We start from the raw sequence: 14001 nt of genomic DNA, 5'->3' as shown, positions 1-14001 counted from the left end.
TGTTAGCGCGTCTTAATAACCAGACGATTGCTCTGTTTGACTTCTTCCATCACCACATAGGTACGGGTGTCATTCACGCCCGGCAGACGCAGCAGGGTTTCACCCAGCAGCTTACGGTAGGCGGACATATCAGGCACACGGGTTTTCAACAGGTAGTCGAAATCACCGGATACCAGATGACACTCTTGAATTTCTTCAAGTTTTTGTACAGCGGCGTTAAATTGCTCAAACACATCCGGCGCACCACGATTCAGAGTAATCTCAACAAATACCAGAAGTGAGGCATCCAGATAATGCGGGTTCAACAGAGCCGTATAGCCCTGAATGAAACCCTGTCTTTCCAGTCGGCGCACACGCTCAAGGCACGGCGTCGGGGAAAGTCCCACACGTTTTGAAAGCTCGACGTTGGAAATACGCCCATCCTTTTGCAATTCATTAAGAATGTTACGATCGATACGGTCGAGATCTTTGCCAGGGCGCTTCTTGCTATCTACCATTATTATTGTCTCTCTGTATTCCTTCCCTACTCCTGCCTGGACCCTGTGCACATCACTGTTCAGAGCCTGTACCCGTTAGTCATCACATCGCCTGGTTATGTATTAGACGCGATGCGGATTCGGGTTCTGTTGGTAAGAAGACCGTTGCCCGAAGGCAGTCACCGATATCACGTATGGCGTCTGTCCACGCCATGCGTAGATTTCACTGACCCGGTAAAAATGGCATTTACGTGCATGCCTATGCGGCATGCGGTTAACGCGGTTTTTTTTCTTCCTTGAATGTTTTCGCAAAAGCGCAGGGGATTGTCAAAGCAAAACATCGATTTTTAGTACAACATGCCGGATATTCATTACGGCAGGGTATTAATCCTCATTTTATTGCCGTACAAACGAGCGAATTTCGGTGCAAAGCGTGATGTTATAGCGCTTAATTCATCGTCGCTGGCTATTGCACATATCGATATCAAAATTGCTGCGCTCTTTTTTTACGGCAACAAATTCCCTACAATCCAGCCAAATGTCTGCCAACAACAATGGGGATCTCATGGGCACGGCCAAACACAGTAAGCTGCTAATTCTTGGTTCTGGACCTGCGGGATATACCGCGGCGGTCTATGCTGCACGCGCTAACCTGCAACCGGTTCTGATTACCGGCATGGAAAAAGGCGGTCAGCTGACCACCACCACGGAAGTGGAAAACTGGCCAGGCGACCCGAACGACCTGACCGGGCCGCTGCTGATGGAGCGTATGCATGAGCATGCGACGAAATTCGAAACCGAAATTCTGTTCGATCATATCAACAAGGTTGACCTGCAGAACCGTCCGTTCCGTCTGACGGGCGACAGTGGCGAGTACACCTGTGATGCACTGATCATCGCGACCGGCGCTTCTGCTCGTTACCTCGGTCTGCCGTCTGAAGAAGCATTCAAAGGCCGTGGCGTCTCCGCCTGCGCAACCTGCGATGGTTTCTTCTATCGCAACCAGAAAGTGGCGGTTATCGGTGGCGGCAACACTGCCGTGGAAGAAGCCCTTTATCTGGCGAACATCGCCTCTGAAGTGCACCTGATCCACCGTCGTGACACCTTCCGCGCAGAGAAGATCCTGATCAAACGTCTGATGGATAAAGTGGCGAGTGGCAATATCGTGCTGCACACCAACCGTACTCTGGAAGAAGTCACGGGCGATCAGATGGGCGTTGCCGGTCTGCGTATTCGTGATACCCAGAACACCGATAACGTCGAAACGCTGGAAGTGGCGGGTCTGTTTGTGGCGATCGGTCACAGCCCGAACACCGCGATTTTCGAGGGGCAACTGGAGCTGGAAAACGGCTACATCAAAGTGCAATCCGGTATTCACGGCAACGCGACCCAGACCAGCATTCCTGGCGTATTCGCTGCTGGCGATGTGATGGACCATATCTACCGTCAGGCGATCACCTCTGCTGGCACCGGCTGTATGGCCGCGCTGGACGCTGAACGCTACCTCGACGGGCTGGCGGAACAAGGTAAATAATCTTTACAAGTCAGTAACAAACGTAAATAAAGGCGGCGATAAGTCGCCTTTATTGTCTCTCCGTTGTAACATTGCGCTGCCCAACTTCTAATAACGTCACCTGCTAAGTACGCAATGGAAAAAACCCGTCAACAAGAATTAACACGCTGGCTGAAACAGCAAAGCGTTCTTTCCCGCCGCTGGCTAACCATCTCCCGTTTTCTGGGGTTTGTCAGTGGTCTGTTGATTGTTGCCCAGGCATGGCTGCTGGCCCGCATTCTTAATCACATGATCATGGAGAACATTCCGCGCGAAGCGCTCCTGTTGCCCTTTATCGTCCTGATCCTGATTTTTGTTCTTCGTGCCTGGGTGGTCTGGCTGCGTGAGCGCGTGGGTTTTCACGCCGGACAGCATATCCGCTATGAGATCCGCCGTCAGGTGCTTGACCGCCTTCAGGAGGCCGGTCCGGCGTGGATCCAGGGTAAACCCGCGGGAAGCTGGGCGACGCTGATCCTTGAGCAGATTGACGATATGCATGACTACTATGCGCGCTATCTGCCACAGATGGCGCTAGCCGTCTTCGTTCCGTTGCTGATTGTCATCGCCATCTTCCCGGTCAACTGGATGGCAGCGCTGATCCTGCTGGGCACAGCCCCGCTGATCCCGCTGTTTATGGCGCTGGTGGGCATGGGCGCCGCGGACGCTAACCGACGTAACTTTCTGGCTCTGGGTCGCTTAAGCGGCCATTTCCTTGACCGTCTGCGCGGCATGGAAACGTTGCGCATTTTTGGCCGCGGTGAAGCGGAAACTGAAAATATCCGCCTCGCATCGCAGGATTTCCGTCAGCGCACCATGGAAGTGTTACGTCTGGCGTTCCTCTCCTCCGGCGTACTCGAATTCTTTACCTCGCTGTCGATTGCGCTCGTGGCAGTCTACTTTGGCTTCTCGTATCTCGGCGCGCTGGATTTTGGCCACTACGGCACGGCGGTGACCCTTTCAGCCGGTTTCCTTGCGCTGATACTGGCCCCCGAATTTTTCCAGCCGCTTCGCGATCTGGGCACCTTCTATCATGCAAAAGCGCAGGCCGTGGGCGCGGCTGACAGCCTGAAGACGTTTATGGAAACGCCACTGGCGCATCCGGAACGCGGTGACGTGACGCTGAACGCCAAAGAGCCGGTTACCCTTGAAGCGCGTGATTTCTCCATTCTGTCGCCTGAAGGCAACGTGCTGGCAGGCCCGCTTAACTTTACCCTTCCGGCCGGAAAACGTGTGGTGCTCGTAGGCATCAGCGGTTCAGGGAAAAGCTCTCTGCTCAATGCGCTATCGGGTTTTATGGCCTACACCGGATCGCTGCGGATCAACCAAACTGAACTGCGCGATCTCGATCCGCTTGCCTGGCGTAAACAGCTTAGCTGGGTGGGACAAAACCCTCAGCTTCCTGCCGCCACGCTGCGAGACAATGTGCTACTGGCTCGCCCGGATGCGCGTGACGATGAACTGCAATCCGTGCTCGACCGCGCCTGGGTCAGCGAGTTTCTGCCGCAGCTTCCGCAGGGTGTCGATACCGTTGTCGGTGACCAGTCTGCCGGCCTGTCAGTCGGTCAGGCCCAGCGTGTGGCGGTTGCCCGCGCGCTGCTTAACCCATGCCAGCTCATGCTGCTCGACGAGCCAGCAGCGAGCCTTGACGCACACAGTGAGCAACGCGTCATGGATGCCCTGAATGCGGCCTCGCGGCAGCAGACCACCCTGATGGTCACCCATCAGCTGGAAGGTATTGCTGACTGGGATCAGATCTGGGTCATGGAAAATGGTCATATTGTTGAGCAAGGCGATTACGCCTCTCTCGTTGCCGCGCAGGGCCCGTTTGCCACCCTGCTGGCAAACCGTCAGGAGGATATCTGATGCGTGCTCTGCTTCCCTATCTTGCGCTCTATAAACGACATAAATGGATGCTGCTGCTGGGCATTGTGCTGGCGATTGTTACCCTGCTTGCCAGCATCGGTCTGCTTACGCTCTCCGGCTGGTTCTTGTCCGCTTCGGCCGTCGCGGGGTTCGCGGGTTTATACAGCTTTAACTATATGCTTCCTGCGGCAGGCGTTCGCGGCACCGCAATCACGCGTACTGCCGGACGTTATTTTGAGCGTCTGGTCAGCCACGACGCCACTTTCCGCGTGCTACAGCACCTGCGCATTTACACCTTCAGCAAACTGCTACCCCTCTCCCCTGCCGGGCTGGCACGTTTTCGTCAGGGTGAGTTACTCAACCGTGTCGTAGCCGATGTCGACACGCTGGATCACCTTTACCTGCGCGTCATCTCACCCATCGTGGGGGCGTTTGTGGTGATTGTGGTGGTCACGCTGGGGTTGTCGGTTCTGGACGTTCCCGTTGCGCTCACGCTGGGTGGCATCATGCTGCTGACGCTGATTATCCTGCCACCGCTGTTTTATCGTGCAGGTAAATCCACCGGCGAGAACCTGACGCGACTGCGCGGCGACTACCGACAGCAGCTGACATCCTGGCTGCAGGGACAGGCGGAACTGACCATTTTTGGTGCCAGCACGCGTTATCGCAGTCAAATGGAAAGCACTGAGCTGAACTGGCACGAAGCCCAGCGCCGCCAGTCGGAGCTGACGGCATTCTCCCAGGCGCTGATGATGTTAATCGGCGGCGTGGCGGTCATCGCCATGCTGTGGATGGCTTCAGGTGGCGTAGGCGGGAATACCCAGCCCGGCCCTCTGATTGCCCTCTTCGTTTTCTGCGCCCTGGCCGCATTTGAAGCGCTGGCCCCGGTGACGGGCGCCTTCCAGCATCTTGGACAGGTCATCGCTTCTGCCCTGCGCATCACCCAGATTGCCGAGCAGGAGCCGGAGGTTACATTCAGCGGCGCTCAGACCGCCGTGCCGGTGCAGGTTGCGCTGACCCTGGATAACGTCACCTTTGCCTATGAAAAACAGGCGCAGAACGCGCTGGAAGGGATCACGCTGTCTGTTAAAGCAGGCCAGCGGATTGCGCTCCTCGGTCGTACCGGTTGCGGTAAATCCACCCTTCTTCAGCTACTGACCCGTGCCTGGGATCCGCAGCACGGTCAGATTCAGTTTAACGATACGCCGCTGACCGACTTCAGCGAACAGACGCTGCGCAAGACCGTGAGCGTGGTTCCGCAGCGCGTGCACCTCTTCAGCGCGACGCTGCGTGATAACCTGCTGCTCGCGGCACCTCAGGCCTCCGACGATGATCTGCGCGCCATGCTGGAGCAGGTTGGGCTGCAAAAACTGCTTGAGAACGACGGGCTGAACGGCTGGCTCGGGGAAGGCGGTCGTCAGCTCTCCGGCGGCGAGTTGCGCCGTCTGGCGATTGCACGCGCGTTGTTGCACGATGCGCCACTGATGCTGCTTGATGAACCCACCGAAGGGCTGGATGCAACAACCGAGAGCCAAATCCTTGATTTACTGGCCCATGTTATGACCGGAAAAACCGTGCTGATGGTCACCCACCGCCTGCGCGGGCTGGCGAGTTTTGATCAGATAATTGTGATGGACAACGGACATATTATTGAGCAAGGTAGTCACACAGAACTGTTGGCGAAACAGGGTCGCTACTACCAGTTTAAACAGCGTCTGTAGACTATATTTGTACCGATCCTAACTCGCGTATTGGAGTTCTGCTGTCATGCGCCTGGTCCAGCTTTCTCGTCATAACATCGCGTTCCCTTCGCCGGAGGGAGCGCTGCGTGAACCTAATGGGCTGCTGGCCCTTGGCGGCGACCTCAGTCCTGCGCGGCTTTTGATGGCTTACCAGCGCGGCATTTTCCCGTGGTTTTCACCCGGCGACCCGATTTTATGGTGGTCGCCCGATCCCCGTGCCGTGCTGTGGCCGGCGCAGTTTCACCTGAGCCGCAGCATGAAGCGTTTCCATGCGAAATCACCCTACCGCGTCACCCTGAATCATGCCTTCGGTCAGGTCATTGAAGGCTGTGCCGAAGACCGTCATGAAGGAACCTGGATCACCCGCGATATCATTACCGCCTATCACCAGCTGCACGAGCTGGGTTTCGCGCACTCCATTGAAGTCTGGCAAGACGGTGAACTCGTCGGCGGGATGTATGGCGTTGCGCAGGGGACGCTGTTTTGCGGCGAATCGATGTTCTCCCGTGCCGTGAATGCCTCGAAAACCGCGCTGCTGATCTTCTGCCAGGAGTTTGCCCAGCGCGGCGGAAAACTGATGGATTGCCAGGTCCTCAATGAGCATACTGCCTCGCTCGGCGCGGTTGACATCCCCCGCCGCCACTACATAGAACATCTGGACGTTTGCCGTCAGGAGAAGCTCCCGCGAGACTTCTGGGTACCAAGAACGCTCTTTATGCCCAATGCCTAAATGTTTTCCGCATATTTTTTGTGAGGGTGTTATAATTATGCCGCAGAGTAGGTTCTGCCTGTTGCCTCGCCGCCGTTTGGGTCCTCCGCTTCAGATAACGTCCTGACGTTTATCCTGTTGTATCCCCTTTACGAATGCGCTTTCCGTTCGGTTGTACCGTGACGCTTGGGCAATGCGCCGAAACTATTTTGCTGCGTTTTAAACGCGCAATTCTTTACTTAATTGATGAATTTCGGCATTATCTTGCCGGTTCAAAACTTGGTAGTGATACCCCAGAGGATTAGATGGCCAAAGAAGACAATATTGAAATGCAGGGTACCGTACTTGATACGTTGCCTAACACCATGTTTCGCGTAGAGCTGGAAAACGGTCACGTGGTAACTGCGCACATCTCCGGTAAAATGCGCAAAAACTATATCCGCATTTTAACGGGCGACAAAGTGACTGTTGAACTGACCCCGTACGACCTGAGCAAAGGCCGCATTGTCTTCCGTAGTCGCTAATTGTTTTCGCCTGTAATGGCAGATGAATATATAAAGGTCGGGTTAACCCCGGCCTTTTTTATTTAACGGTTTAATGCCGGGCAGGAAGATGTATTGTCATGCGGGGCTGCGCCGGCGTGATTAAATCCCCGGCCATGGAATGCGCCATCTCATGCAGCAATCCCGTCAGGTACGGCAGCATATCCCGATCAAAATGGGACACCAGCAGCACGTGGTTTACTGCCCGGCAGTAGTCGCACTTTGTTTCGGTATCTTCCAGAAGCCACGCTTTTTGTCGCGGTGGTTCAGCGTCCTCCTCAAATTCCACTATCTGAAAATCACGCATTGATTCTGTGAGTCCGCTTTTGACTTCTTCCAGATACGCGCCTAAACAGCGGCACACGGGCTGCGTTTGCGGGTGGGCGTTGCAGTCCAGCAGAATTTCGGTGAGCAGCATGCAGCGCCCGGCCAGGGTCGGGAGATCGGGGTTGAGGGAGAGTTCGCTGTAGAGCTGGGAGAAAGAGTTTTCTGTATTCATTGGGTAATACCTTCACACACGTTGAGTTACCACCGCAGGAAACGCCAGATTCGCTGGCGGCGGACGAAAAGGAATTGGCGTACCAGTGTGTGTGCTACTGGCGCTTCAAAAGAAGCTTCCGATTCGCCCGCCAGATGCAGAATTATACCCTTTTCCTTAGGGCGAACGAAGCCTGCAGCAATGGTGCTGCTCACACACTTTCAGGACGCCAATCCTGACACCTGATTTTGCAGGTGCGCCGCCATTCTAGGACTGTGAATTTATACAGCAATGAGTGAGATGAAAATATGGAAAGCGCCTCGCAAAGTTTCGGTGCGGGCAGGGATAAAAAAACCGGGCAGTGAGTTGCCCGGTTTTTAAGACTAATGCAGGAAATTAGTGAGCCGCTTCCGGCTTGTGTTTCTGCGCACTCTGGAAATCGTACGTCAGCTCATTCTTCTCCTGGTCCAGCGCGACCGTCACCTGACCGCCGTCTACCAGCAAGCCAAACAGCAGCTCGTTCGCCAGCGGTTTCTTCAGGTTGTCCTGAATCACACGCGCCATTGGACGGGCACCCATCGCACGGTCGTAGCCTTTCTCAGCCAGCCAGTTGCGGGCCTCCTGGCTCACTTCCAGCGACACGCCTTTCTGATCCAGCTGAACCTGCAGTTCGACGATGAACTTATCCACTACCTGATGGATAACCTCGGTAGAGAGGTGATCGAACCAGATGATGTTGTCCAGACGGTTACGGAACTCCGGCGTAAAGATCTTCTTGATCTCTTCCATCGCATCGGTGCTGTTATCCTGATGGATAAGGCCGATAGATTTACGCTCCGTTTCACGTACACCGGCGTTGGTGGTCATCACCAGCACTACGTTGCGGAAGTCCGCCTTGCGCCCGTTGTTATCGGTCAGCGTCCCGTTGTCCATCACCTGCAGCAGGATGTTGAACACGTCCGGGTGCGCTTTCTCGATTTCATCGAGCAGCAGTACCGCGTGCGGATGCTTGATCACCGCGTCGGTTAACAGACCGCCCTGATCAAAGCCCACATAGCCCGGAGGCGCACCAATCAAACGGCTGACGGTGTGACGCTCCATGTACTCGGACATATCAAAACGCAGCAGCTCAATGCCCAGCGCTTTGGAAAGCTGAACCGTTACCTCGGTTTTCCCCACACCGGTCGGACCGGCGAACAGGAAGGAACCGACAGGCTTATGTTCATGCCCCAGTCCGGCACGGGCCATCTTGATGGCTTCGGTTAACGCCTCAATGGCTTTATCCTGCCCAAAGACCAGCATTTTCAGGCGATTGCCAAGGGTGCGCAGCGTGTCGCGGTCGCTCTGAGAAACGCTCTTCTCAGGGATACGCGCGATACGGGCCACCACGGTCTCGATATCCGCCACGTTAACGGTTTTCTTACGCTTGCTGGCTGGCATCAGACGCGCACGCGCCCCTGCCTCATCAATCACGTCAATAGCCTTATCCGGCAGATGACGATCGTTGATGTATTTCACCGCCAGCTCCACCGCCGCACGCACCGCTTTGGCGGTATAACGCACATCGTGGTGCGCTTCGTACTTCGGTTTCAGACCGTTGATGATCTGCACGGTTTCTTCAACAGAGGGTTCAGTCACATCGATTTTCTGGAAACGACGCGCCAGGGCACGATCTTTCTCAAAGATGTTGCTGAACTCCTGATACGTTGTGGAACCAATCACGCGGATCTTACCGCTGGAGAGCAGCGGTTTGATCAGGTTAGCGGCATCCACCTGGCCACCCGAGGCCGCACCGGCACCGATGATGGTGTGGATCTCATCGATAAACAGAATGCTGTTGGTGTCCTGCTCGAGCTGTTTCAAAAGCGCCTTAAAGCGTTTTTCAAAATCGCCGCGGTATTTAGTGCCCGCCAGCAGCGAGCCAATATCCAGCGAGTAGATGGTGCAATCGGCAATCACTTCCGGTACGTCGCCCTGCACAATACGCCAGGCGAGCCCCTCGGCAATCGCGGTTTTACCGACGCCGGATTCACCCACCAGCAGCGGGTTGTTCTTGCGGCGACGGCACAATACCTGGATCGCGCGCTCCAGCTCTTTATCGCGACCAATCAGCGGGTCGATACCGCCAACGCGAGCAAGCTGGTTGAGATTGGTGGTGAAGTTTTCCATACGATCCTCCCCGCCTGCTTGCTCTTCATTGTTATTGACCTGATTGCTGGAATCCGATGCCTGGTTCGGCTCGTCTTTACGCGTTCCGTGAGAGATAAAGTTAACCACGTCGAGTCGGCTGACTTCGTGTTTGCGCAGCAGGTAGGCTGCCTGTGACTCCTGCTCGCTGAAGATGGCGACCAGCACATTTGCGCCCGTCACTTCGCTACGTCCGGAAGACTGGACGTGGAAGACCGCACGCTGCAACACGCGCTGGAAGCTGAGCGTCGGCTGCGTGTCGCGCTCTTCTTCACTGGCTGGCAGCACCGGTGTGGTTTGTTCGATGAAGGCTTCGAGTTCCTGACGTAGCGCCACCAGATCCACGGAGCAGGCTTCCAGCGCTTCGCGGGCAGATGGGTTGCTAAGCAGTGCGAGCAGTAAATGCTCGACGGTCATAAACTCATGTCGGTGCTCACGCGCTCTGGCGAAAGCCATATTTAAACTGAGTTCCAGTTCTTGATTGAGCATAGGCACCTCCCCCAAATTTTATGCCTTATCAGGCCTTTTCCAGCGTACACAGCAACGGATGCTCGTTCTCCCTCGCATAATCGTTCACCATCGCGACTTTGGTCTCCGCCACTTCGGCGGTAAAGATGCCGCAGATAGCTTTGCCACGATAATGAACGGTAAGCATCAGTTGCGTTGCACGTTCTACATCATAAGAAAAGAACTTTTGTAGCACGTCAATAACAAATTCCATCGGCGTGTAATCATCGTTCATTAACATAACTTTATACATAGATGGCGGTTTTAGCGCGTCACGCACTTTATCTTCCGCCAGCTGGTCAAAATCCAGCCAGTCGTTGGTCTTACCCATTTTGCATAACCACTTTGAATCTACCTCAGATGTTAGATAACAATCATCTATTACTGTCATCCGCGATGTCTGTCACAAACTGTTGCAATAGCGTTAACTGCTTCAAACTTTGGTTGATTATTGTCCCATCTCAAGCGCCAAACGCTTGACGACTTCTTTCGTTTCTCTAAATTGTACAAGCGTGAGATGGCGAGGTTTTGAACAGCCCCCACTCCACCACCGGTTCATTCCATCTTAACTTATAAGATTTACGAAGGATGTCGAAGCATGGAAATGGGTACTGTTAAGTGGTTCAACAACGCCAAAGGGTTTGGCTTCATCTGCCCCGAAGGCGGCGGCGAGGATATCTTCGCTCACTATTCCACCATTCAGATGGATGGTTACAGAACGCTCAAAGCCGGGCAGTCCGTCCGGTTCGATGTACACCAGGGACCAAAAGGCAATCATGCAAGCCTGATCGTACCCATTGAAGCAGAAACGGTCGCATAGCTCTCTGTTTTATTGTGTACATCCCGCCGTCAAAATGCCAGCCCGATCGGCTGGCATTTTTATTTTCAGCCTATTCGCGAGCCAACGCATCCACAGGATCCAGACGCGCCGCATTGCGGGCAGGCAGCCAGCCAAACAAAATGCCGGTAAAAGTCGAACACAAAAATGCGGTAAGAATGGCCACCGGCGAGAAACCAATCTCCCAGCCGGGTAAAAAAAGCTGCAGAGCAAACGCGATCATCATCGACAGCGCAATGCCCATCGCGCCGCCCACCAGACACACCAGCACCGCTTCAATCAAAAATTGCTGCAGCACATCGCTGGCTCTGGCACCGACGGCCATGCGGATGCCAATCTCCCGGGTACGTTCCGTGACCGATACCAGCATGATATTCATCACCCCGATACCGCCAACCACCAGCGAGATCACCGCCACCAGCGTCAGGAACAGCTGAAGAGTACGTGTGGTCTTTTCCGCCGTTTTCAAGAGACCGTCCATATTCCAGGTGAAGAAATCTTTCTTCCCGTGACGCAACGTCAGCAGCCGTTCCAGCTGTTGCTCGGCCTGCGCGCTGTCGTAGCCCTCCTTCACGCGAACGGTGATGGAGTTCAGCCAGGACTGCCCCATAATCCGCCCGGAGATAGTGGTATAGGGCAGCCAGACGCGCAGGATCTTGCTGCTGCCAAACATCGACTGTTTCTCTTCCGCCACGCCAATCACCGTCGCAGGCATGTTTCCGACCAGGATAACCTCGCCCACCACGTTGGTTTTATTGGGGAAGAGCTGCCGGCGCGAGTTGGCATCAAGCACCACCACCTGCGCCCGGCCCGCTAACTGCTCGGCATTGAAGGTGGCACCTTCGCTGAAGGTCATGCCATAGACGTTAAAGTAATCGCCGCTGACGCCGTTGGCGCTGGCAGCAACGTCAACATTGCCTACCCGCAGACGGAGGTTTTGCGAGACCGCCGGCGTGGCCGAATTCACCCACGGCTGCTTCTGGATAGCCGCCAGATCGTCATACTTCAGTGCCTGCTGATACTGCGGCTCGTCATCGCCAAAATCTTTGCCGGGATAGACATCAATGGTGTTGGTCCCGATGGCCCGAATATCCGCCAGCACCAGCTGTTTGGCCGCGTCGCCCACGACCACAATCGACACCACCGAGGCGATACCAATGATGATGCCCAGCATGGTCAACAGGGTGCGCATTTTATTGGCAGCCATCGCCAGCCAGGCCATGGTCAGCGCCTCACGAAACCCGCTGGAAAATTGTCCCCAGCCGGTTGACGCCGGCAGGACTTCTTTCGGCGCCGCCGCCCGGGCGTGTCGCGCCGGCGGGTTGCTGACCAGCTCTCCGTCGCGGATCTCAATGATGCGCTCGGCCTGCGCAGCCACCTGCGGATCGTGGGTAACGATGATGACCGTATGCCCCTGATCGCGAAGCTGGTGAAGGATCGCCATCACCTCTTCACCCGAATGGCTGTCGAGCGCCCCGGTCGGTTCATCTGCGAGGATCACCTGACCGCCGTTCATCAGCGCGCGTGCGATACTGACACGCTGCTGCTGGCCGCCGGAGAGCTGCGAGGGCTGGTACTCCACCCGCTCCGCCAGCCCCAGACGCGTCAGCAGCATCTGGGCGCGCTCAAGGCGTTTTTTCCGCTCGACGCCGGCATAGACCGCCGGCACTTCGACGTTCTGCGCCGCCGTCAGGTGAGAGAGCAGATGGTAACGCTGGAAGATAAAACCGAAATGTTCCCGCCGCAGTATTGCCAGCGCGTCACCGTCCAGCGTGGAAACATCCATTCCGGCCACCCGATAGGTGCCGCTGGTGGGTCTGTCCAGACAGCCGAGAATATTCATCAGCGTCGATTTACCGGAGCCGGACGCACCGACAATCGCCACCATCTCGCCCGCTTCGACGCGCAGGGTGATCCCCTTCAGCACCTCAACCGGGCCATCACCCGACGGATAGCTGCGACGAATGTCATTCAGCTCAAGCAACGCCGTCATTTAGCGGCTCCGGGCAGGCTTTCGCTGGTGACAACCTCCTCACCCTCTTCCAGCCCTTTAACCACCACCACGTCGGTGTCATTACGCGCACCAATGACCACTTCTCGCTCACGCGTTTCGCCGTTGCGCAGCACTTTCACTTTATAGCGGCTCTCGCCGGTGGATTCACCCAGCGCAGAGAGAGGAATGGTGAGCACATTTTTCACGCCGGTAAGCTGAATGTGCACCTGTGCGGTCATATCCAGACGCAACACGCCCTGCGGGTTAGGTACTTCGAAGCGCGCATAGTAGAAGATGGCATCGTTCACTTTTTCCGGCGTCGGCAGAATGTCTTTTAGCGCGCCTTCATAACGCGTCTGAGGATCGCCGAGGACGGTAAACCAGGCTTTCTGCCCCGGCTTCAGATGAATAACATCCGCCTCTGAGACCTGAGCTTTCACCAGCATGGTGCTCATGTCTGCCAGGGTCAGAATGTTGGGCGCCTGCTGCGCCGCAATCACCGTTTGCCCCTGCAGCGTGGTAATTTGAGTCACTTCCCCGGCCATGGGCGCCACAATCTGCGTATAGTCGAGGTTGGTTTTGGCCGTATCCAGCGAGGCCTGGTTGCGCTTGATCTGCGCATCGATAGTCCCGATCTGCGCCTGCTTAACCGCCAGCTCGGTGGCGGCCGTGTCTAAATCTTGTTTCGAGATGGCCTGCGTTTTGGCCAGCGCCTGCTGACGCGTTAACGTCACCTGGGCCAGGTTACGCTCAGCCTGCGCCTGTGCACGCTGGGCATGCAGTTCCATGAGCGTGGCTTCCACCTCACGGATCTGGTTTTGCGCCTGCTCAGGATCGATAACGCCCAGCAGCTGGCCTTTTTTCACCTTGTCGCCAATCTCAACCGACAGCGTTTTCAACTGACCGCTTACCTGTGCACCCACGTCAACCTTGCGCAGGGCATCCAGTTTTCCCGTCGCCAGCACGTTTTGCTGCAGCTCGCCCGGACGGACAATCAGTGTTTGATACTGTGGTACAGGGGCATTCAGGATCTGCCATAGCCAGAACCCTCCCCCGATAACAATTACCGCCAGCAGCAGAAACCACGTTCTGCGTTTTCCCTTGAGGTTCATAA

The 14001-nt window shown here is 55.7% G+C and carries 12 protein-coding genes; 6 read left to right on the top strand and 6 right to left on the bottom strand.

What is annotated here, in order from left to right; translation table 11 throughout:
• Positions 1-2: 2 nt before the first annotated feature.
• Positions 3-497, bottom strand: a complete 495-nt coding sequence (gene lrp / locus AAIR21_RS08535; protein WP_000228469.1) for a leucine-responsive transcriptional regulator Lrp — start codon at positions 495-497, stop codon at positions 3-5.
• Positions 498-1041: 544 nt separating this feature from the next.
• On the opposite strand from lrp, the gene trxB reads away from it, so the two are divergent.
• The 5 genes from trxB (at position 1042) to infA (ending at position 6866) form a co-directional block, all read left to right on the top strand.
• Positions 1042-2010, top strand: coding sequence for a thioredoxin-disulfide reductase (trxB, locus tag AAIR21_RS08530; RefSeq protein WP_025204565.1), 969 nt, complete (start codon positions 1042-1044; stop codon positions 2008-2010).
• Between the two features lie 114 nt (positions 2011-2124).
• Entirely contained in the window at positions 2125-3891 is a 1767-nt protein-coding gene (cydD, locus tag AAIR21_RS08525; protein ID WP_020884832.1) for a heme ABC transporter permease/ATP-binding protein CydD, read from the top strand.
• Positions 3891-5612 (top strand): heme ABC transporter ATP-binding protein/permease CydC, encoded by a 1722-nt coding sequence (gene cydC, locus AAIR21_RS08520; RefSeq protein ID WP_183516504.1) that lies wholly within the window; start codon positions 3891-3893, stop codon positions 5610-5612. Before cydD ends, cydC begins: the two co-directional genes overlap by 1 nt.
• Before the next feature lie 46 nt (positions 5613-5658).
• Complete coding sequence (gene aat / locus AAIR21_RS08515) at positions 5659-6363, top strand: leucyl/phenylalanyl-tRNA--protein transferase (protein WP_020884834.1); 705 nt, start codon at positions 5659-5661, stop codon at positions 6361-6363.
• 284 nt (positions 6364-6647) lie between these two features.
• Positions 6648-6866, top strand: a complete 219-nt coding sequence (gene infA / locus AAIR21_RS08510; RefSeq protein WP_002211347.1) for a translation initiation factor IF-1 — start codon at positions 6648-6650, stop codon at positions 6864-6866.
• A gap of 70 nt (positions 6867-6936) precedes the next feature.
• Here infA and AAIR21_RS08505 read toward each other — a convergent pair whose 3' ends face one another.
• The 3 genes from AAIR21_RS08505 to clpS all read right to left on the bottom strand — a co-directional run bounded on the left by AAIR21_RS08505 (position 6937) and on the right by clpS (position 10387).
• Complete coding sequence (locus AAIR21_RS08505) at positions 6937-7383, bottom strand: hypothetical protein (RefSeq protein ID WP_183516505.1); 447 nt, start codon at positions 7381-7383, stop codon at positions 6937-6939.
• A 375-nt stretch (positions 7384-7758) separates the two neighbouring features.
• Complete coding sequence (gene clpA, locus AAIR21_RS08500) at positions 7759-10038, bottom strand: ATP-dependent Clp protease ATP-binding subunit ClpA (protein ID WP_020884836.1); 2280 nt, start codon at positions 10036-10038, stop codon at positions 7759-7761.
• A 28-nt stretch (positions 10039-10066) separates the two neighbouring features.
• Positions 10067-10387 (bottom strand): ATP-dependent Clp protease adapter ClpS, encoded by a 321-nt coding sequence (gene clpS, locus AAIR21_RS08495; RefSeq protein ID WP_006174393.1) that lies wholly within the window; start codon positions 10385-10387, stop codon positions 10067-10069.
• 267 nt (positions 10388-10654) lie between these two features.
• Between clpS and cspD the strand changes: the two genes are divergently transcribed.
• Positions 10655-10876 (top strand): cold shock-like protein CspD, encoded by a 222-nt coding sequence (gene cspD / locus AAIR21_RS08490; protein ID WP_008499993.1) that lies wholly within the window; start codon positions 10655-10657, stop codon positions 10874-10876.
• Between the two features lie 70 nt (positions 10877-10946).
• Here the strand turns inward: cspD and macB are convergent, their stop codons facing one another.
• Positions 10947-12887, bottom strand: a complete 1941-nt coding sequence (macB, locus tag AAIR21_RS08485) for a macrolide ABC transporter ATP-binding protein/permease MacB (RefSeq protein ID WP_434680666.1) — start codon at positions 12885-12887, stop codon at positions 10947-10949.
• Complete coding sequence (gene macA, locus AAIR21_RS08480; protein WP_059305595.1) at positions 12884-13999, bottom strand: macrolide transporter subunit MacA; 1116 nt, start codon at positions 13997-13999, stop codon at positions 12884-12886. The genes macB and macA overlap by 4 nt, the downstream gene beginning before the upstream one ends.
• Between the last annotated feature and the right edge of the window lie 2 nt (positions 14000-14001).

This window comes from Enterobacter sp. PTB (assembly GCF_051130085.1).
Lineage (GTDB): Bacteria > Pseudomonadota > Gammaproteobacteria > Enterobacterales > Enterobacteriaceae > Enterobacter > Enterobacter ludwigii.
This window is presented reverse-complemented; position numbering and strand designations above follow the sequence as displayed.